Here is a 19,542-nt window from a genome sequence, read left to right on the forward strand (position 1 = left end):
AAATTTTCGCTTATTCTACACGCAGCATGGTTATTTTTTGTAGTCCGTTTTTTTTTAATAAATCGTTTTTCGAAGCGCTTCACAGACTGGCAAGGTCGATAATAAAAGCATAAACTTAACAAGTTATTAACCAAAATAACCATTAAAATATCAGTGGATTTACTTCTTATTATCAGGAAACCCACCTATGGAAAATATACAGCGAGCAGACAGAGCATTAACATCAGAAGAAACATTAACACCAGAAGAAGCCCGTAAATTTATCGGCGAATTGTTTGTTTATCACATGCCATTCAACCAACTTCTGGGACTTGAGCTGCTCCGCTTTGAGCAAGATTACGCAGAATTACAATTTTGCAATCAAGAAAAATTGGTCGGAAATATGGTTCAGAAAATTCTGCATGGTGGAGCCATCGCTTCCATACTGGATGTTGCCGGGGGGCTGGTTTGTGCAGGCAGTGCCCTGACTACATTGGACACACTCACAATTGCAGAGATGCAGAAACGTCTGCCGACTGTCGGTACGATTGATTTACGCGTGGATTACCTGCGCCCCGGACGTGGTGAAGTGTTTACCGCCAGTAGCAATATTATCCGCGCTGGCAATAAAGTTTCCGTCGCCAGAATAGAACTGCACAATGAACAAAAAGTACATATTGCCAGTGCAACAGGGACTTATTTAGTTGGCTGATATTTTTATTACTAGGGCGTGTTGACGTTTTGTGAGGGGAATTTGAACAGCATGATGATCTGGTATCATTGTCTTCGCGAAAAAACTGTTACCCCAGCCCATCATGCCAAGAACCATGTTATCAACATCTTTATGGAACAAGCTAGCTGTATTGATGCAGCAAAGTGGTTGTATTTACCATAAAAAAGAGCATTACCTGACTTTTGAAGGGATCCTTTATCGAATATTAAGATTGATCTGAGAACTGCAACTATTGGCTCATAAGGTGGAATTTATAATAATTGTGTATTTAAAAATTGTGACTTCACAAAAGGGGAATTTTACAGGCCGGAAATAGTAAAGTGTTTGTTCTATGGTTGTAAAATTAAGGGCGTTGATTTCAAAGCAAGTTCATTTGAGAAATGTAAGTTTCTAGGAAAATTGAATGATGTCATCTTTCATGGTTGTTATATTAGTGATCTAACTGAAGGTGCTAGTTCTAATATCATAGATGGTGGCAAAAAATAGCGGTTACTGTTTTTTCTCTTCATAGTATGTGAATGCTTAATTGTCTTTTTTATGGTGTGGTTTATAAAACAAAGGTAGCAGGGGAGAACATACGTTCGGAAAAATTGCACTTTCAAATTTTTTTGCTGATAACTGATAATATTGTAAAAATATTTAATATCAAAAACCACGCCCTACAAACGTGGTTATTAACTAATTTTGGTTCAGTATCGGCTATTTTGTCTGATAAAACGCCTCGTACAGTTCCTATACCTCACCACTGTCAGCCATCAGGCTCAGATTGCTCTCAGGAGATCCAAACGGCTATCAGCACCAAGCTATCATTCCTTTACTATCAGTATATTTTGCTGTATCGATACCCGAAACTTCAAAGTGCATCGCGGGTAGTAGGTTAGAGTACCAATTTTGCGGCACGTATCCCATCCGTGACAGCTACTTACAGATCACGAAACAACCCAAAACATCTATTAACAGGCCGCCACTCTGGGTATATGATACTCCTACTTATAACAAGCTACGCTGCATCAACCGTTATACAGCACCTACCTTAACAACTATCCACTCAGGCAATACCAGAAAATCGCAACAAATTGTCTTAAAAAGTTATTTATTGAAATTCCCACCAATAAACCAACCAGAGAACAAGCCATGAACCCAAGAACCAAAGCAGAAGAAGAAATCCTCGCAGGAACCCCCGTCTCTGCCGTTGTCTATATCTGGTATCCCTGCCACAGATTTTTTGCGGGACATGCCTCTATTTATATCGGTGGGGTGCCGAAATATCCTTGGTCTGATGATTTTTCCTATAGCCCAATACCTAAAGACAATGAAAGGCAACCTATATCGCCACACGAACCAATAACACCAAACGAAAGAAAGGGTTCCACAGTTTCCATTTTTTCAAGAATTACAGGTGCTCATTCAATGAGTTCCCTCTTTTCAAGAGGTGCCCCCCCTGTTACTCCCTATACCGTAGCAGAAGGAGATTGGCCATCAACATCCGCAAACAATCCATGGCGTCCGACAGATGATAATTATGTCAGTTTCCTTGCTGATCCAAATATACCGCGAGGAATTTTATCATGTGCAGGTGTCTTTAATAATCTTCAGGAGGATTTTGCCGTCCCCCCTCATTTGGAATATTATCTGATTGGCTTAGATGTTGTAAAAATGCAACACGAAAAGAATAAAATCTATAATGGAAAAATGTATGGCAATCTCCAGATGAGCCATAGTTATAACCCCATCAATAAAAATTGCTCAACAATGGTTGCCAGAATATTAAAAGCAGGTGGAGTAGAAGATTTATTAGGCGCTGGCTATTCCATGGGCCAATGTCGAACACCTAAAGATATTGCACTGTGGTGTAATAAACTAAGAGATCATGATATGGCAGTAAAAGTAAGAGGACTGGATTGTCCAGATAAGCTGAAAGCACCATTCAGGGCGTTACTGGGTTTTAGATAAATATATTTATCACCTCGCCAATATTGATCCCTGACCTGATCCCTTTAGCTCCCTGCATCACTATCCATCAGGGAAATAAGCCAATCTCATGCTGACTATCATTCATTTAAGAGATATTGCTTAATGTCATCACACGTAGTTATCTTAGAAAAAAAGAGAAGCTCAAGGCACCAAAAAAGATCATTTCACTGCAAACAATCAATAAAATCAGCATAATATGCTAATAAAACAGACGATTAAATTTTATTAGTTCATTAGGCCATTAATACCTTGTAAATCATTCATCCCGATGCCACATTGTATTGGTTATGGGCTGATACCCTCACACCTCTTCTTAATTCTCTAAACATTCAAGGATATTATGAGCAACCAACAGACTGCCAAAGGTATCTTGTATGCCTTAGGAGCCTATTTTATTTGGGGGCTGGCTCCCATTTACTTCAAGAGCATACAATATGTTCCCCCCGATGAGATCGTATCGCACCGTGTTATATGGTCTGTATTTTTTATGGTGCTGATGCTGACAGTCACTCGTCACTGGCGTCAGGTCTGGGCGATTGCCCGTCAACCAAAGACCTTGCTGCTATTGGGTTTTACCGCCTTCACGATTACCAGTAACTGGCTAACTTATATTTGGGCGGTCAACAATAACCATCTTCTTGAAGCAAGTCTGGGGTATTTTATTAACCCTCTGGTGAGTGTGTTGTTTGGTATGTTGTTCCTTGGTGAGCGTTTCCGCCGTATGCAGTGGATTGCCGTAGTATTGGCATTTACAGGCGTACTCATCCAGATAGTGCAATTCGGCTCTGTTCCCGTGATTGGCTTGTACTTAGCGACGACATTTGCCGTCTATGGGTTGATCCGCAAAAAACTAGGGGTGGATGCACAAACGGGTATGTTGGTTGAGACAGTTTGGGTATTTCCTGTCGCGCTGAGTTACCTGTTGTTCTTCACCAATAGCCCGACCAGCAATATGTTGGAGAATACATACTCCTTGAACCTGATGCTGATTGCTGCCGGTATTATTACGACTGTGCCACTGTTGTTCTTCACCGCGGCGGCGGCACATCTGCGTTTGTCCACGCTGGGTTTCTTCCAGTATCTTGGCCCAACCATGATGTTCTTGTTAGCAACGCTGGTTTATGGTGAAAAGATTGGTCCAGATCGTTTGATCACTTTTGGCTTTATCTGGGCTGCGTTGATTCTGTTTACACTGGATGCGCTTTATACGCAGCGTCGCTTGCGGAAATAGTCAATTATCTTTAATAATTTCAGAACTGACCCAATACTTTATCGAGAATTTGGGTCAGCGTTCTGATTAGTTTATTCATGACGTTACTGATATATTTTAGCCCAATCCTCTAATGGCAACCCAATTACACGCGAAAATTCACGGGTATTATTTGTTACCAATATCGCTCCCACAGATAACGCATGTCCCGCAATAGCAGTATCATTATTCCCGATTGGCGTGCCAGCAGCAGCCAAAGCGATTTTTATTTTAGTTGTTACGTCTACCGCAGATTTATCCCACGGTAAAACGCCATCCAATCGCTTGCAAAATTCATCCACCAACACCGCATGCTTCGGAGAAGCTTTCTTCCCAACCGCCCCAAAACGCATTTCCGAATACGTAATAGCAGATACCACTATTGAATAATTGTTCATTACACATTTCTGTAATTGATTAATCACCGCAATGGGCTGTTCACGCATAATAAATGAACAGATGTTAGTATCCAGCATATAAATTTTTTTCATAACTGAACACGCCCTTCCTCAATAATATCCGGGCGTTCAGATAGAAAATCTGCGTCCGCTTTATCCTGATCTAAAAGTGAATTCCAACTTGGTTTTACTGGGCGCAATATAATGGCTTCTCCTTCTCGGATAATTTCCAATTCATTAACGCCCTCAAAATCAAGATCCTTGGGTAAACGGATAGCACGATTATTACCATTTTTAAAAACAGCTACAGTTCTCATGTGAAACCTCCTGCATTAAAAGCATATGTATAGCATATGCTAACATCCATGACAGATCAATATATGAACAAATTTGAGTACAAAAAATATGTATTTTTCAGGTTGCAGTATAACGAGAGACAGTCCCCAGAAACATAGCTGACTATGTCACTGGGGTCGGTAGCAGTCGCCAACAAAGCAGCTACTTAAGAACGAAAGCCGGAATTATTACAGCCAATTTTTCCGCTTAAAGTAGAGATAAGGTGCCAGCCCCGCGGCAATCATCAAACCAATCGCGCCGGGGTAACCGAATGTCCAGTGTAACTCCGGCATAAATTCGAAGTTCATTCCATAGCTGGAAGCCACCAGCGTTGGTGGCAGGAAGACCACGGAAACAACGGAGAAGATTTTGATAATCCGGCTCTGTTCGATGTTGATAAAGCCCATCGCCGCCTGCATCAGGAAGTTAACTTTCTGAAACAACGATTCGTTGTGCGGCAACAGGGATTCAATATCCCGCAGAATTTCACGAGCCTGCTCCAATTGATTGGCAGGCAAACGGGCACGGCGCACAAGGAAGTTCAGGGCGCGTTGGCTATCCATCAGACACAGACGAACTTTCCAGCCAATGTCTTCCTGCTCTGCAAGGTTAGACAGAGCCGAATCAAATTCATCCCCCTGTTTGCCTTCCATAATGACCCGGCTCAGGGATTCCAGCACGCTGTAGATATTTTCAATGACATCCGCCAATTGTTCGATTTTGGTTTCGAACAAGTCCATCAGCAGTTCATAGGCATTCCCGTCAACCATTGTCTGATTACGGGCACGCATTCGGTACAATCGAAATGCAGGGAGTTCACGCTCTCGCAATGTGTAGAGACGACCGTCACGAATAGTAAATGCGACTGTCGAGTTGCCGGCATGGTCTTCGGCGTCTTCAAAATAGAAGAATGAGTGGACGTGCATGCCATCTTCATCTTCAAAAAAACGGGCCGACGCCTCAATGTCATCCAATTCTGTGCGGGTCGCCAAGACTTGTCCCAGCTCATTCTGGACGCGGAGACGATCATCATCACCCAATCCCACTAAATCTACCCACATGGAGTCAGATAACTGATCACCTTCTTCAAGTTCAAGACGGAGCAGGCGATTATTCTCTAATTTAAATGCGTTCAGCATGTACCATAAGTCTCCTTATACTCCCTACGTTTATCGTAAGGCGCGAATGTTACGCTTAGAAGAAAAAGCCTGTCAACATTCGACCGGATTATTGGCCCGTTTCGAGTCTGGCATAAGCAGCCACCAGCCACTTAATACCTTCACCCTGAAACGCGATTTGCAAGCGGCAATGCTCCCCACTGCCTTCTATATTGATAATTGTCCCTTCACCAAATTTGGGATGGTGTACGCGTTGACCCAGTGCATAACCACTATCGCTGGCACTGATCGGCGTACCCAGCCGTTTGTGACTGACCGGACGGGATACTGTAGCTCGCAAACGAACTTCTGTTACACATTCTGTCGGCAATTCACCAATAAAACGAGATGGACGGTGGTACACTTCTTTACCATATAAGCGACGACTTTCAGCATAGGTCAACGTTAGTTTTTGCATCGCCCTTGTGACACCCACATAGGCCAAACGACGCTCTTCTTCCAATCGTCCGCCCTCTTCAATGGACATCTGGCTCGGGAACATACCCTCTTCCATGCCCACAATAAAGACTTGCGGAAATTCCAGACCCTTTGCCGAGTGCAAAGTCATCAATTGTACAGCATCCTGATAAGCGTCTGCCTGGCTTTCCCCAGATTCAAGCGCCGCATGAGAAAGAAAGGCTTGCAATGGCAGTAGATCCTCGTCTTCATCCTGATAACTGAATTGACGAGTTGCCGTCACCAATTCTTCAAGGTTTTCGATACGCGCCTGCGCTTTTTCACCTTTTTCTTGCTGATACATTGCCCACAAACCAGAATCGCGGATAATACGATCAGTTTGGACATGCAGCGGCATTTCCTGTGTTTCTGTTTCCAGCGCTTCAATTAATTCGATGAAACGCTGCAATGCCGATGCAGCCCGTCCTGCCAGCACTTTCTCCTGAATCAGCGACAAGCTGCTTTCCCATAAGGTTTTTTGCTGATCACGCGCCACTTGGCGCACAACATCAAGCGTTCTGTCACCAATGCCGCGTGTCGGTGTATTCACCACACGTTCAAAAGCTGCGTCATCATGACGGTTTGCCACCAAACGCAAGTAAGATAAGGCGTCTTTGATTTCCTGACGCTCGAAGAAGCGCTGACCACCATAAATGCGGTAAGGCATGGAAGCTTGTAACAAGGCTTCTTCCAGCACTCGGGACTGGGCGTTACTGCGATACAGAATCGCACACTCTTTCAATGCCCCGCCATTATCCAACCAATGCTTGATTCGGCCAACAACATAACGGGATTCATCCAGCTCATTGAAGGCGCAATACAATGAAATAGGCTCGCCTTCACTTCCTTCTGTCCACAAATTTTTGCCCAAACGATCGCTGTTATGCGCGATCAAGGCATTGGCAGCCTTAAGAATATTACTGGTCGAACGGTAATTCTGTTCCAGACGGATAGTTTCCGCGCCCGGAAAATCTTTAAGGAAACGCTGGATATTTTCCACCTGCGCACCACGCCAACCGTAAATGGACTGGTCGTCGTCCCCGACAATCATTACCTTGCCGCTATCGCCAGCCAGTAGATGAATCCAAGCGTATTGAATACTGTTGGTATCCTGAAATTCGTCTACCAGAATATTAGTAAAACGTTCCCGATAATGTTGCAGAATCTGCGGCTTATTCAGCCACAGTTCATGGGCACGTAACAGCAACTCAGCAAAATCGACCAATCCGGCGCGATCACACGCTTCCTGATAGGCCTGATAGATTTTCAGCCAAGTTGCTTCCACCGGATTGCCGTAGCTTTCGATATGTTGCGGACGCAAGCCTTCATCTTTTTTACCATTGATGTACCACATGCCCTGACGAGCCGGCCACTGTTTGTCATCCAGATTCATTGCCTTGATGATACGCTTGATTAAGCGATGCTGATCTTCACTATCAAGGATCTGAAAATCCTGCGGCAGGTTGGCATCAAGATGATGGGCTCGCAGCAAGCGGTGGGCAAGGCCATGGAATGTACCGATCCACATTCCACCCTGACTGGTGCCAATCAGGCTTTCAATTCTATGGCGCATCTCCGCGGCGGCTTTATTGGTAAACGTGACCGCCATGATGGAAAACGGTGAGGCATTTTCAACTGACAGTAACCAGGCGATCCGGTGAACCAATACGCGCGTTTTACCACTACCAGCCCCCGCCAGCACCAACATATTAGTACGAGATGCCGCGACCGCTTCGCGTTGTTTATCATTCAGGCTTTCGAGCAGATAAGAAACGTCCATAATTACCATCAGTTATTTGCAATGACTCAGTATCACTGTTTTTTTATACAGATTACAATCTGAAATTATATCAGTGCTATCAAAGAAGCCAAATCAGAAATCTCAACATGTGGAACCAAGCGCCCTTCGGGTTCCTGCATCAGATCTTTATTCTCAATGTTAATCCAACACGCCTGCATTCCACTGTACAGGGCACCTTCGACATCTGTATTTAAGTTATCCCCCACATGCAGGATCTGATTTATCGGCAGATTCAACCGTTCAGCCGCCAGATGGTACATATCCGGATAAGGCTTGGAACGCCCATCCAATCCGGCTTTCAGCACAAACTCGAAATAAGGGGCAAGCCCACATGCCTCAGGTTCAGCATTCCCATTGGTGATCGCGACCAACGGAATTTTTTCCGACAACGCGGATAAGGTCTTATGAGTCGATTCCGGAACGGTGATTTTATTACGCCAGTACCTAAAGCAAGACATAATCTCATCCGTGCCACGTATCGTTTCCTCATAGTTAAAACCGTGATGGTTAAACATCAGCTCGGCGGATTGCCGACGCCATGATGTAACGTCGTGATAGATTTCAGGCTCTTGCTCAAGGACAGCCTGACGATATAAATACAGATCTTCACGCTCAAAGTAGCGAAATTTGGCATCGTACTGCCTGATAAAACACAACACTTCTTTTTCGGTTTTATCGATCACAGGATGGTTATCGTAAAGAGTATCGTCCAGATCGAATGTCATCGCAGCAAACGGTGCGAGAGGCCGATAAAAACGCATTATGATTTCCCTCGTTTAGCTCTGGGGTGGGCGACATCATAGACTTTGGTTAAATGCTGGAAATCCAGATGCGTATAGATCTGAGTCGTTGACAGGTTGGCATGACCAAGCAATTCCTGTACAGCACGCAGATCACCACTGGATTCCAAAATATGTGTAGCAAAAGAGTGGCGCAATTTATGGGGGTTGATATGGCTATTTACGCCTTGCCGGATACCCCATTGCTCAAATCGTTTTTGTACGTTACGGGCAGAGATCCGTTTTCCACTCTTGGTGGAAATAAAAAGCGCATTATCTTCCGGCTCAAACAGCTCCCGCATTTCCAGCCAACGCTGAAGCCATTCCTGCGCCATATGGCCGAACGGCACTTTACGCTCTTTGCTGCCTTTGCCATGTACCCAGACTTCGCCACCCTCCAGATCCAAATGGCGACAATCAAGGCCAACCAACTCAGACAGACGCAGGCCCGCGCCATACATCACTTCCAGCATGGTTCTGTCACGCACTGACAGAGGATCATTCAAATTGATGTTGAGTAATTGATTAACTTCATCCACATCCATGTTTTTCGGTAAGTGTCTTTTTTTACGGGGCACACTGACACTTTTAGCAGGATTGGCATCCAACTTTCCCTGTGTCATCATCCAGTCAAGAAAAGTGCGTAAGGATGAAAGACGCAGGGCGAGGCTGGCTGACTGCAATCCTGCCCGGCGACTGCGAGAAGCAAACATTCTGACTTTTGCCGGATCAAGCGCCTGCCACTCACAGACTCCTATCTCCAGTGACATTTCCGCCAGAACGGCTAAATGGCGTCGATAGTTGGTTATCGTAACCGGGCTTAAGCGCCGTTCAACCCTCAAATAGTGTAAAAAGGCTTCGACAGGCTCCAACAGCAGATCGATCGGCTGATTCATGCGCGTTCAATCCAGCGGGATAATAGCCCCGGCAGCAGTTTCGCCAAATGGCCGAGAAGGTCAGTTCCCATATCTTCATGATAATGCCGTTTATCATGGCTATTGAAAATCACCATACCCAAATCCCCTTGTGACCCTAAAAGGGAGATCGCCACAGAACCGACATGACGCGCTTGTGGCATCAGTAATAAAATTTCCGGGCCGTGCAAAATGCCAAGGTAATGATTTGTGTCACCAAATCGCTTTATGCGGACAGGTTCAAAAGAATGGCGGGATATCGCCAATTCCGGTGAATTCAGTGGTGCCCCAAGATGCCATTTATCACTGAACAACCGAATATAGCTGTTACTTAATCCAAGTGTTTTTGTCCATGAACTCAAACGGGAAAGAAAATCCTGCAAGCTTTTGGCACCAGAGAGATCTGACAGTAATTGCAGCAGACTGCTAAATAGCACTTCATTTTGTTTTGCCTGCTCCATCAAATGGATTAAATCATCTTCCAAATAACGGATGCGTTTCCTCTGGCGGTTCATATGCCATTCCACCAAAGAAACGCACTCCCGCACCGGATGGGGAACTCTTATATTATCGACCAGATTGGCATTGCGGATAAAAAAATCTGGATTATTCAGCAAATAATCCACTACCGCTTGATCATTCAGCCTGTCTTCGATACGCAATGGTTCGTCTTTTTCACCCATTTTCCAATGCCCCATATTCCAAGAATGACTCAATAAACACTGAATCAGTCACAAATGAATCGTGCCGTCATAAACGTGGGTTGCAGGCCCGGTCATAAAGAGAGGTTTGCCCGGCCCTTCCCAACGAATCTGCAAAGAGCCGCCCGGAAGATCAACCTGAACCTGCTTATCCAGAAGATCTTGCTGGATACCTACCGCCACGGCTGCACATGCACCACTGCCACACGCCCGTGTTTCGCCCGCCCCACGCTCAAAGACCCGCAGCCGAATACGGCCCCGATTCATAACCTGCATAAAACCAACATTTACCCGCTCAGGAAAGCGCTCATGATTTTCCAACACAGCTCCCAGCACTTCCACATCAGCCGTGTCTACATCTTCAACCTGTATGACACAATGAGGATTACCCATCGACACTACACCACACAGTACCGTGCGTTCTATCGCCCGGATAATATAGGTTTTCTCCGCTTTATTGGCCCGAAAGGGAACGCGTTGCGGCTCAAAGTCTGGTTCCCCCATATTGACACAGACTTGATCATCATTTGTGATGCTCAATACCATCCGGCCTGCTCGCGTACTGACTTTAATATCACGCTTATTCGTCAGTCCCTTCAAACGAACAAAACGGGCAAAGCAGCGCGCCCCATTACCACACTGAGAAACCTCGCTGCCATCTGAATTAAAAATACGATAGTGGAAGTCCAAGTCAGGATCATAAGGCGCTTCAACAATCAGAAGCTGATCAAAACCTATCCCGGTATTCCGATCAGACAGACGGCAAATTAATTCTGGAGAAAAATAAACATTTTGGGTCACTGCATCAACGACCATAAAATCATTGCCAAGACCGTGCATTTTGGAGAACTGCATATACGACTCCAAGAAAAATCACATTACCGACTCACTGTCTTTGAGCATCCGCTGGCGTACTGTCTGACGTGCTTTCTGGCTGCACTTTATCCACCTTCTTCACAGGAGCCTGTGTTGCAGATGCCTCCGCAGGTGGAAAATAAAGAGGGCCTTTCAAACCGCAACCAGCCAGAGAGAGTAGTGTTATGATAGTCAATGACCAACGGAGTTGTTTTTTCATCATATTAATGCCTGTGATTCATGCGCCAATACTCTCTATAATCGCAGCTAGGCCCTGAAAAGCAAATAGGAAATAAACATGAACGATAGCGAATTTCATCAATTAGCCGATCAATTGATGCTTCATCTTGAAGAACAACTGGATAATTACGATGGGGATGCAGACATTGACTGTGAAACAAATGGCGGTGTGATGACGCTAAGTTTTGAAAACGACAGCAAAATCATTATTAACCGCCAGGAACCTTTCCATCAAATTTGGCTGGCAACCAAAAATGGGGGGTATCATTTTGATTATCGTGATAATCAATGGATTTGTGATCGCAGTGGTAACGATTTTATCTCCATGCTGGCACAAGCCATTACAGAGCAGAGCGGTGAAGCATTTCAATTTTCGTGACCACCTTTTACAAGCGCCTAAAAAACAGGCGCTTAATGTTACGGCCTTATTGACGACTACTTAATACTTGAAACCTATTGGGATATATCAACAGTGATACAAAGAGCGATAGGTATCATGAGCACCACAGGATTCCTCAAGGCGGCCATCATAGGGTCTTGTATCGTTGGTCTCTATAGTATCCAGCGGGAACGTTCCATCCACAAAAGGCGCCACATGAGTACGCTCGCCTTTCTTAACGATTTGATAGAACTGCGGCAAGTTGAAATTGATAAAACTGGAACCATAAGTAAAGCGATCGTGTGATGAAGAATAAAAACGGCTGATATCACGTACCAACTCTTCTTTACTTCCTTCACAATGCGAATAGATTTCTACCCGATTTGATTCGTCGAGGATATAAATATTGAATCCTTGCTTCTTCTCAATATCTTCGAAAAAAAACTGGATAATACCTTCACAAGCAAACCCATCGATCACAGGCGGTAAATGTTTTTCTTTGGTATCAATTTTGACTGGCAGGCCATGCAGTTTGGTATTGGAAATTGCACCATAGAATTCCACTGCATTTTCCAGTTTTTGAACCGAAACGTTTAACCGTTCAAAAAAGAGACCCCAGGTTTGGCCTGAAATACGTAACGCCTTAAAGCGATTAGGATCCTGACGATTACTGGAAAGACGCAACTCTATACATTCTGAAACCAGTTGCTGAATACGGGTACAGATAAGCCCGCCCAGATGTTTGCTGTAACAGAAGACTTCAACGTCAGACGGCGGTGCGGCATCCTGATGCATTTTACCTAATATGGTCTTTAATGCTTCCAGTACTGATTGTTCTCCACTGAAATGCAGGGTTCTCACTTCATTCCATGAGTTGCGGTAAAGTAAATCGATGCTGCCCACCAAACATTGCTGCAACTCACCAAAGCTGAAAACATTCAGTTTTCTCAGATCAAAATGAACAAACTGATTGGAAAATGCCGCTGTCGGATCTTCTTCCAAGTTGACAATGATCGCTAAATGGCGAATTTCACAAGGGCTGTACAAGGCTTTTGGCGTAGGTGCCGGAAGACGGATCGGAAAATGCGTGGCAATATCATTGACCAAATCACACAATTTATTTCTGTCGCACTGTGATTTCCCGTGATGAACATGAATCCGGGTGCCTTTGGTCAGTAATCCATTAAAATATGTCCAGGAAACTAACTTATTCAAATAGCGGTTATATTCCAGCGGTTGGTGCCCAATTATCGATTCTATCGTGGGAGCACAGTTGTAAAGATACCAACCACTGCGGTTGACACGCCCCGGCGGAACATAAATGAACGTCAGATCTTGCTCTGACAAATCCGGAGATATCTGAGGATTCACCAGCGTCACTTTACCGGGTAATGCTTCAAAAGCCGCATACAATTTACGGGTCAATACCCCGATATCCTGCGGGCTGGCACTCACACTTAAATTGTTACGGCGGGCAAAACGAATCAGGTTGCGATAACTCTGCATCATGGTATCGAGCAATTCATTATGTGCCTCACGCACCTGCTCAATCTTCCACGAGTTGCGATTATCCAACATAGCGAGTTTGTTATCATCCCAATCCCATTCATGCACCAACTGGGATATGACCTGACGACGCCATCCTGTACAGCCTTTATCATCACGGCCTTCCAGTGACTTTTCACATACCTTCAGGTAAAAACAACGACGCGCCAAATCTAGGCGCGTAAGGTCGTTTGTGGCAGTCAGATAACGGGTTACACGTTCCAACATCATGCTATAAGCATCAAGGCCAAAGGAAACAATCGCGCCATCATGGAAGTACTGTTTCATTTCCATAGCCAGTAGTTTTCCATTGGGATATTCCCATGAATAAGCTTCCAGCAACAGACTTTTCAATACCGCCTTATAAGGAGAATCCACACTTTTATAAAGCTGCCAAAGACTCGCTCCAAAATATTCTTCCGCAGACAGCTCACCCAAACCGCCCAAATCCAGCCATTCATTTGGCGTTAGAACACCTTGAGCATAGAGGGAAAGCACATATTCATCGTAATGTGCTTCCTCTTCCACAGGAACCATCGCCCACAGCAAGCGTTTACCGGCCATACAAACCGCAGTGCGATAAAATTCATCAAGCAGGAGAATATGTTGGGTAGAGCCGCAATCTTCACCACCCAGACTGCCGCTGGCATGATGCCGAAAACGATTTTCATCAATCAGAAAGAAGGTAACCTCAATTCCCAGCGTCGCTGCCCACTGTTCTATCAAGGTACATTTTTGCTCCAGTAACGCTTTCTCATCACTATCCAGCCAGGATTGATGACAAACCCAAATATCCACGTCAGAGGAACAACTTTGGCCTATAGAGGAAGTACTGCCCATTGAGTAAATTCCCGTAATCGGCAATTCACCATTGGAGGTATGCGACAAGGCACCAGCAAGCTGGCTTTCCAGATCATTAATCCAAAACTGCTGTGATTCATCAGGCGTAAAAAAGCAAACGCCATGAGGAACGTTGCCTTTGATATAGCCTGGCATCATTGGATGATGATAATGTAATAATACTGGAATTAAACTATAAACTTGCTTAAAAGCGTCACTCATTGAGCTAGTTGCGCGCTCTAGTCTAAGTTGGTTAATTGCATCCAGTCGCTGCTTCAGCGTTTCAATATAGAGATACAAGAGTTTCGCCTGATATCAGTTCCAGTGCCTAAAGTAGTCCCCTGTTTCCGATAACGCGTGGTATTACAAGATTATTTAAAATTATTTTTACAAACTTATTGTCGGAAACGTGATCAATTTAACACCTTGCAGTCGAAGCGTAAAGTATGCGCTACCACTCTTTCGCCTCACCTGCAATAGTCAAATAGCAATTAACTCTTTGTAAAATATTAATTTAATCACAAAACAGATACAAAAATATGTTTTTTCAAATAAGTATTATAGTTGATTATTTTTCATATAAAGGATGTAAGGTCTTGTAAAGCATCAGACTTCCAGAGTTATATTCCCCTGATAATATTTTTTAATTGTTAATAATCTCTCGTCGTTTTTTACTAACCAACTCATCTTAAAATGTTAATTTGCTTTTAAATCAATCTTTTTGTTTATTTTCTCCATTTAAATAAAACATTATTTTAATATTTAAAATTATTTTTATCTTATAAACTGTATATCCATATACTATTTTACTTTTTCTGGTCTTTTCGTAACTGGAAAAAAAATCATTGAAATGTTAAAACTGGCGCTATTTTCTCACTCATTGGTGGCTAATTAGTGGCTAAAAAGCCGCCATACCCAATATATTTATCCATGACAATGAAAATCATTCGTATCGCTACCCGCCAAAGCCCATTGGCTATGTGGCAAGCGCAATATGTTCAAAAACAACTGGAACACTTTCATCCAGAATTAAAAGTAGAGCTGGTTCCAATGGTCACACGTGGCGATATTATCCTTGATACACCATTAGCAAAGGTGGGAGGCAAGGGCCTGTTCGTGAAAGAATTAGAACTGGCATTGCTTGAAAAACGCGCTGATATTGCTGTCCATTCCATGAAAGATGTCCCTGTCGAATTTCCCGACGGTTTGGGGTTGGTCACAATCTGCGAACGGGATGATCCACGGGATGCTTTTGTTTCAGTAAAATACGCTTCGCTTGATGATTTGCCAGCAGGCAGTATTGTTGGGACATCCAGCTTACGCCGTCAGTGCCAAATTCGCCAGCTACACCCTGATTTTGTCGTCCGTGATTTACGCGGTAATGTCGGCACCCGCCTGAGCAAACTTGATAATGGCGACTATGATGCCATTATCCTTGCAACGGCAGGGCTAAAAAGACTAGGGCTCGAAGAACGCATTCGCACGCCATTGGCACCAGAGTTACTGCTGCCAGCCGTCGGTCAAGGTGCTGTGGGGATTGAGTGCCGGCTTGATGATCAGCAGACCCGTGAACTGCTGGCGCCCTTGAACCATGCCAGAACAGAAACTTGCGTTCTTGCTGAACGAGCTATGAATACCCGCCTTGAAGGGGGTTGCCAGGTACCGATTGGCAGTTATGCCATCTGGCAAGAAGACAAGATCTGGCTACGTGCTCTGGTTGGCGCGCCTGATGGGAAAGTGATTGTACGCGGCGAAAGAAGAGTATTACCAGAAGAGGCCCGTCAGGCTGGAGTAGCATTGGCGGAGGAGTTATTGGAAAAAGGCGCCCGCCAAATTTTGGCCAGCGTATACCAGAGGAATCCACCTGAATGAGCATTTTGATCACCCGCCCTGCTCCCGCAGGAGAGGAATTGGTCAGGCGATTGCGGGCTATCGGAAAAATAGCCTTCAGTGCACCACTCATCGAAATTTGTCCGGGAGCCGATTTGCCATTGCTGTCACAAAAACTGCAATGGTTATCTGCGGGGGATCTGGTTTTCCTGTTATCAAAAAACGCCGTTCATTATGCCAATCAGCAGCTTGTTCAAGAGAGCCTGTCATGGCCTGATAAGCTCTCTTACTATGGCATCGGTAAATCGACTTCCCTGATGTTTCATCAACAAACCGGGTTAGAAATCGCTTGGTCCAGACAAGGTGAAACCAGTGAAGATCTACTGAAACTTCCCGCTCTACAGAAAACGAGTAATAAAAAGATTTTATTGCTCCGAGGTAATGGCGGCCGTGAGGTCATTGCTTCCACGTTAAGAATGCGGGAAGGAATAGTGGATTACTGTGAATGTTATTCACGACAGCCAGTTAAATATCATGCAGCCGATTTCAGTTATCACTGGCAACAATATGGTATAAAAACCATTGTTGTTACAAGTGGCGAAATGCTGCAACTGTTATATAACTTAGTAACTGATAGCGATGGAAAAGCGTGGTTATTGAGTTGCTGTCTGGTTGTAGTCAGCGAACGCCTTGCTAATATTGCCCAAACATTGGGCTGGCAAACAATAAAAGTAGCCAAGAGTGCAGATAATGACGCCTTAATCCAGGCGCTGGAATAAACCAATATGGGATGTCCATTATGACGGAACAAAAGCAGTCCACCGATGCGGTTGAGACAAAACGCCCTCAGCAGCCTGAAACGGCTCCCCATAAACCCAAACGTTATGGATGGGTAGGCAATACGCTCTCAATTGCCATTTCGCTGGCAATCGGTGTTGGTGGTCTTTACATTTATTATCATGGTAAACAGCAGAATGCAGCATTAAGCGCCGAAAATCTCGCTCTTCAGCAAGAAATCGCCTCTCTGACTCAACAGCACTCTGCCGATAAACAAGATGTTGATGCCAAACTCCAAAAACTCGATTCTTCCTTACAAGAATTCAAAGCACGAAACCAGCAACTGGATGATCATCTGGCAGAGCTTCAATCCCGTGTTTCAGAACTTTCAAATACGGATATCGAAAACTGGCGACTGGCACAAGCAAGTTCTCTCGTTAAAATGGCCGGGCGCAAAATATGGAGTGAGCAAGATGTCACAACAGCCATCGCATTGATGAAAGATGCTGACCAGAACCTTGCTGAGATGGATGATCCCAGCCTGATCTATGCCCGCCAAGCTATCAGGGAGGATATTGAATCTCTGACTAAAATCAATCAGCTTGATTTGGATGGTATTATTCTGACTCTGAACCAACTATCAAACCAAGTCAATAACTTGCCCCTGTTTGACAAAGTGGAACAAGCCGCGCCGATGGAAACTAACAATGATGAAATCACGGCCTCACTTTCCGACTGGCGTAAAAACCTGAGCAGTAGTTGGCACAGCTTTATGGATAACTTCATTACTATTACTCCTCGTGATAGCAACAAAGAACCACTATTGGCGCCTAATCAGGATATTTACCTACGCGAAAACATCCGTTCCAAGCTGCTGATCGCTGCACAGGCAGTTCCCCGCCATCAGAGTGAAATTTACAAGAAAGCGTTGGGTTCCGTTGGAGAATGGGTAAGAAGTTATTTTGATACCTCTGCTCCAGATACAGAAAATTTTTTACATAAAGTTGATTCACTGCAAGAGCGTCCTCTTTCTATTGATGTTCCTGAGCAATTGAGCAGCCAACCAATATTGGCAGATCTTGTGCGTAAGCGGATCTACAATCTACCGCATTCCATATCATCCCAACCAGAAACCGAATCAGGAACCAAGCCTGAAATTCAACCAGAAACGCAATCAAAACCGGCTCCAGCAGCAGAAGCATCCGGTCAGGCAGATACATCTTCTGAGGAGAGCTAAGTATGCTGAATATATTATTGCTGTTCATTATTCTTATTGTGGGCATCATACTTGGCCCCTTGATGTCCGGGCATCAAGGGTACGTTTTGATCCAAACAGACAGTAAGAATATCACCACCAGCATCACTGCTATGGTGATTATGTTTCTCTTGTTACAATTCCTGCTGATTTTTATCGGTTGGTGTTATCGTCGGTTAAAGCGTACCAGCACGTTCACCCATAGCTGGATCTTTGGTGGATATAAACGCAGCCGGGCACGTTCACAAACCAAACAGGCCCTGCTCAAACTGGCTGAAGGAGATTTCAAGCAGGTTGAGCGTCTAATGACCCGCAATGTTGATCATGCAGAGCATCCTGTCGTGAACTATTTGTTGGCGGCAGAAGCTGCTCAACAGCGCGGTGACTATTTCCGTACCAACCAGTATATTGAGCGTGCCGCAGAAGTTGCAGATAAGGATCAACTCCCTGTCGATATTACCCGTGTACGTATCCAATTGGCACAAGGCGAAATTCATGCCGCACGCAATGGTGTGGATAACCTGCTGAACTATGCCCCTCGCCACCCTGAAGTGTTGCGGCTGGCTGAACAGGCTTATTCTCTTTCAGGTGCTTATCAATCATTGATTGATATCTTGCCTTCAATCATGAAAATTGATCTGCATAGTGAGGAAGAAATCCTTAAACTGCGTCAGCAAGCCTATGTCGGGTTAATGAATCAAATTATGGCAGAAAAAGGCAGTTCTGGTCTGAAGGCATGGTGGAAAGAGCAAAGCCGCAAGATTCGCAATGATATCGTGCTACAAGTCGCTATGTCCGAACATTTGATTGAGTGCAATGATCACGATACAGCCCAGCAAATCATTCTGAATGGATTAAAACAGCAATACGACGAACGTCTCCTGCTCTTGATCCCGCATCTTAAAACCAGCGATCCCGAAGCCATACAAAAAACGCTTACCCATCAATTAAAGCAACACGGTGCGACACCGCTGCTCAACAGCACCATAGGACAGGTTGCTTTACGCAATGGTGAATGGGCTAACGCTGAAACGGCCTTTAAAGCAGCGCTTGCACAGCGACCGGATGCCCATGATTACGCATGGCTTGCCGATGCACTTGACAGATTGCAAAAACGCGAAGAAGCCGCCCAAATCCGTAGCAAAGGTTTTATGCTGACTTTAAAGCGCAATGACAACCTTGAAAAATAACGAAGCATAAACCCGGCTATTTCACACCTCAGTTAACAACTGATATGGATACCATTGAGGCATTAACTGAGGTGCGCCGTATTTCTACAGGCAAAAAAAACACCTATCAAAAAGACAGGTGTATAAATACAATCAGGTCTACAGACGGATAGTG

At 44.5% G+C, this 19,542-nt stretch carries 18 protein-coding genes and 1 pseudogene; 9 read left to right on the plus strand and 10 right to left on the minus strand.

Translation table 11 applies throughout. The annotated features are described in order from the left end of the window. The first annotated feature begins 187 nt into the window (after window positions 1–187). The 4 genes and pseudogenes from Xmir_RS01545 to rarD all read left to right on the plus strand — a co-directional run bounded on the left by Xmir_RS01545 (window position 188) and on the right by rarD (window position 3,917). Window positions 188–691, plus strand: coding sequence for a thioesterase family protein (locus Xmir_RS01545; RefSeq protein ID WP_099112718.1), 504 nt, complete (start codon window positions 188–190; stop codon window positions 689–691). A gap of 103 nt (window positions 692–794) precedes the next feature. After that, a pseudogene (locus Xmir_RS26095) lies at window positions 795–917 on the plus strand (IS5/IS1182 family transposase); the annotation flags it as partial. Window positions 918–1,846: 929 nt separating this feature from the next. Continuing rightward, window positions 1,847–2,665, plus strand: a complete 819-nt coding sequence (locus tag Xmir_RS01560) for a hypothetical protein (RefSeq protein ID WP_099112720.1) — start codon at window positions 1,847–1,849, stop codon at window positions 2,663–2,665. A gap of 361 nt (window positions 2,666–3,026) precedes the next feature. Beyond that, on the plus strand, window positions 3,027–3,917 hold the full coding sequence (rarD, locus tag Xmir_RS01565) for an EamA family transporter RarD (RefSeq protein WP_099112721.1): 891 nt from the start codon (window positions 3,027–3,029) through the stop codon (window positions 3,915–3,917). Between the two features lie 83 nt (window positions 3,918–4,000). Here rarD and Xmir_RS01570 read toward each other — a convergent pair whose 3' ends face one another. The 9 genes from Xmir_RS01570 to lptM form a co-directional block, all read right to left on the minus strand. Continuing rightward, window positions 4,001–4,426, minus strand: a complete 426-nt coding sequence (locus Xmir_RS01570) for a type II toxin-antitoxin system VapC family toxin (RefSeq protein ID WP_099112722.1) — start codon at window positions 4,424–4,426, stop codon at window positions 4,001–4,003. Then, a complete protein-coding gene (gene vapB / locus Xmir_RS01575) occupies window positions 4,423–4,650 on the minus strand; it encodes a type II toxin-antitoxin system VapB family antitoxin (protein ID WP_099112723.1) in 228 nt (75 codons plus the stop codon). The genes Xmir_RS01570 and vapB overlap by 4 nt, the downstream gene beginning before the upstream one ends. A 207-nt stretch (window positions 4,651–4,857) precedes the next feature. Continuing rightward, window positions 4,858–5,808, minus strand: a complete 951-nt coding sequence (corA, locus tag Xmir_RS01580) for a magnesium/cobalt transporter CorA (RefSeq protein ID WP_099112724.1) — start codon at window positions 5,806–5,808, stop codon at window positions 4,858–4,860. Between the two features lie 88 nt (window positions 5,809–5,896). Then, window positions 5,897–8,062 (minus strand): DNA helicase II, encoded by a 2,166-nt coding sequence (gene uvrD, locus Xmir_RS01585; protein ID WP_479688410.1) that lies wholly within the window; start codon window positions 8,060–8,062, stop codon window positions 5,897–5,899. A gap of 65 nt (window positions 8,063–8,127) precedes the next feature. Further along, on the minus strand, window positions 8,128–8,844 hold the full coding sequence (gene yigB, locus Xmir_RS01590) for a 5-amino-6-(5-phospho-D-ribitylamino)uracil phosphatase YigB (protein WP_099112726.1): 717 nt from the start codon (window positions 8,842–8,844) through the stop codon (window positions 8,128–8,130). Beyond that, a complete protein-coding gene (gene xerC, locus Xmir_RS01595; protein WP_099112727.1) occupies window positions 8,844–9,758 on the minus strand; it encodes a tyrosine recombinase XerC in 915 nt (304 codons plus the stop codon). The genes yigB and xerC overlap by 1 nt, the downstream gene beginning before the upstream one ends. After that, window positions 9,755–10,459 carry a DUF484 domain-containing protein gene (locus Xmir_RS01600; protein WP_167385923.1) on the minus strand — a complete coding sequence of 235 codons (705 nt, stop codon included), beginning with the start codon at window positions 10,457–10,459 and terminating at the stop codon, window positions 9,755–9,757. Before Xmir_RS01600 ends, xerC begins: the two co-directional genes overlap by 4 nt. A gap of 48 nt (window positions 10,460–10,507) precedes the next feature. Beyond that, the gene (gene dapF, locus Xmir_RS01605) at window positions 10,508–11,332 is read right to left on the minus strand and encodes a diaminopimelate epimerase (protein WP_099112729.1); all 825 of its coding nucleotides are present in this window, start codon (window positions 11,330–11,332) and stop codon (window positions 10,508–10,510) included. Between the two features lie 31 nt (window positions 11,333–11,363). Further along, on the minus strand, window positions 11,364–11,555 hold the full coding sequence (gene lptM / locus Xmir_RS01610) for an LPS translocon maturation chaperone LptM (RefSeq protein WP_422824046.1): 192 nt from the start codon (window positions 11,553–11,555) through the stop codon (window positions 11,364–11,366). Window positions 11,556–11,630: 75 nt separating this feature from the next. Here lptM and cyaY point away from each other — a divergent pair, with 75 nt between their 5' ends. Beyond that, a complete protein-coding gene (gene cyaY / locus Xmir_RS01615) occupies window positions 11,631–11,951 on the plus strand; it encodes an iron donor protein CyaY (protein WP_099112730.1) in 321 nt (106 codons plus the stop codon). An 87-nt stretch (window positions 11,952–12,038) separates the two neighbouring features. Here cyaY and Xmir_RS01620 read toward each other — a convergent pair whose 3' ends face one another. Next, window positions 12,039–14,636 carry a class I adenylate cyclase gene (locus Xmir_RS01620; RefSeq protein WP_244170831.1) on the minus strand — a complete coding sequence of 866 codons (2,598 nt, stop codon included), beginning with the start codon at window positions 14,634–14,636 and terminating at the stop codon, window positions 12,039–12,041. Window positions 14,637–15,266: 630 nt separating this feature from the next. Here Xmir_RS01620 and hemC point away from each other — a divergent pair. Genes hemC through hemY form a run of 4 tightly spaced genes read left to right on the plus strand, consistent with a single transcriptional unit; the run spans window position 15,267 to window position 19,388 of the window. After that, window positions 15,267–16,208 (plus strand): hydroxymethylbilane synthase, encoded by a 942-nt coding sequence (gene hemC, locus Xmir_RS01625; protein ID WP_099112731.1) that lies wholly within the window; start codon window positions 15,267–15,269, stop codon window positions 16,206–16,208. After that, window positions 16,205–16,945 (plus strand): uroporphyrinogen-III synthase, encoded by a 741-nt coding sequence (gene hemD / locus Xmir_RS01630; RefSeq protein WP_099112732.1) that lies wholly within the window; start codon window positions 16,205–16,207, stop codon window positions 16,943–16,945. The genes hemC and hemD overlap by 4 nt, the downstream gene beginning before the upstream one ends. A 20-nt stretch (window positions 16,946–16,965) precedes the next feature. Further along, complete coding sequence (gene hemX, locus Xmir_RS01635; protein WP_099112733.1) at window positions 16,966–18,180, plus strand: uroporphyrinogen-III C-methyltransferase; 1,215 nt, start codon at window positions 16,966–16,968, stop codon at window positions 18,178–18,180. Window positions 18,181–18,182: 2 nt separating this feature from the next. Next, the gene (gene hemY, locus Xmir_RS01640) at window positions 18,183–19,388 is read left to right on the plus strand and encodes a protoheme IX biogenesis protein HemY (protein ID WP_099112734.1); all 1,206 of its coding nucleotides are present in this window, start codon (window positions 18,183–18,185) and stop codon (window positions 19,386–19,388) included. Window positions 19,389–19,542: the final 154 nt, after the last annotated feature.

The organism is Xenorhabdus miraniensis (assembly GCF_002632615.1).

Bases quoted from the DNA above. Each gene is read 5' to 3' on its own strand.
- Xmir_RS01545 (WP_099112718.1), top strand. From the start codon at position 188: ATGGAAAATATACAGCGAGCAGACAGAGCATTAACATCAGAAGAAACA.
- Xmir_RS01560 (WP_099112720.1), top strand. From the start codon at position 1,847: ATGAACCCAAGAACCAAAGCAGAAGAAGAAATCCTCGCAGGAACCCCC.
- rarD (WP_099112721.1), top strand. From the start codon at position 3,027: ATGAGCAACCAACAGACTGCCAAAGGTATCTTGTATGCCTTAGGAGCC.
- Xmir_RS01570 (WP_099112722.1), bottom strand. From the start codon at position 4,426: ATGAAAAAAATTTATATGCTGGATACTAACATCTGTTCATTTATTATG.
- vapB (WP_099112723.1), bottom strand. From the start codon at position 4,650: ATGAGAACTGTAGCTGTTTTTAAAAATGGTAATAATCGTGCTATCCGT.
- corA (WP_099112724.1), bottom strand. From the start codon at position 5,808: ATGCTGAACGCATTTAAATTAGAGAATAATCGCCTGCTCCGTCTTGAA.
- uvrD (WP_479688410.1), bottom strand. From the start codon at position 8,062: ATGGACGTTTCTTATCTGCTCGAAAGCCTGAATGATAAACAACGCGAA.
- yigB (WP_099112726.1), bottom strand. From the start codon at position 8,844: ATGCGTTTTTATCGGCCTCTCGCACCGTTTGCTGCGATGACATTCGAT.
- xerC (WP_099112727.1), bottom strand. From the start codon at position 9,758: ATGAATCAGCCGATCGATCTGCTGTTGGAGCCTGTCGAAGCCTTTTTA.
- Xmir_RS01600 (WP_167385923.1), bottom strand. From the start codon at position 10,459: ATGGGTGAAAAAGACGAACCATTGCGTATCGAAGACAGGCTGAATGAT.
- dapF (WP_099112729.1), bottom strand. From the start codon at position 11,332: ATGCAGTTCTCCAAAATGCACGGTCTTGGCAATGATTTTATGGTCGTT.
- lptM (WP_422824046.1), bottom strand. From the start codon at position 11,555: ATGATGAAAAAACAACTCCGTTGGTCATTGACTATCATAACACTACTC.
- cyaY (WP_099112730.1), top strand. From the start codon at position 11,631: ATGAACGATAGCGAATTTCATCAATTAGCCGATCAATTGATGCTTCAT.
- hemC (WP_099112731.1), top strand. From the start codon at position 15,267: ATGACAATGAAAATCATTCGTATCGCTACCCGCCAAAGCCCATTGGCT.
- hemD (WP_099112732.1), top strand. From the start codon at position 16,205: ATGAGCATTTTGATCACCCGCCCTGCTCCCGCAGGAGAGGAATTGGTC.
- hemX (WP_099112733.1), top strand. From the start codon at position 16,966: ATGACGGAACAAAAGCAGTCCACCGATGCGGTTGAGACAAAACGCCCT.
- hemY (WP_099112734.1), top strand. From the start codon at position 18,183: ATGCTGAATATATTATTGCTGTTCATTATTCTTATTGTGGGCATCATA.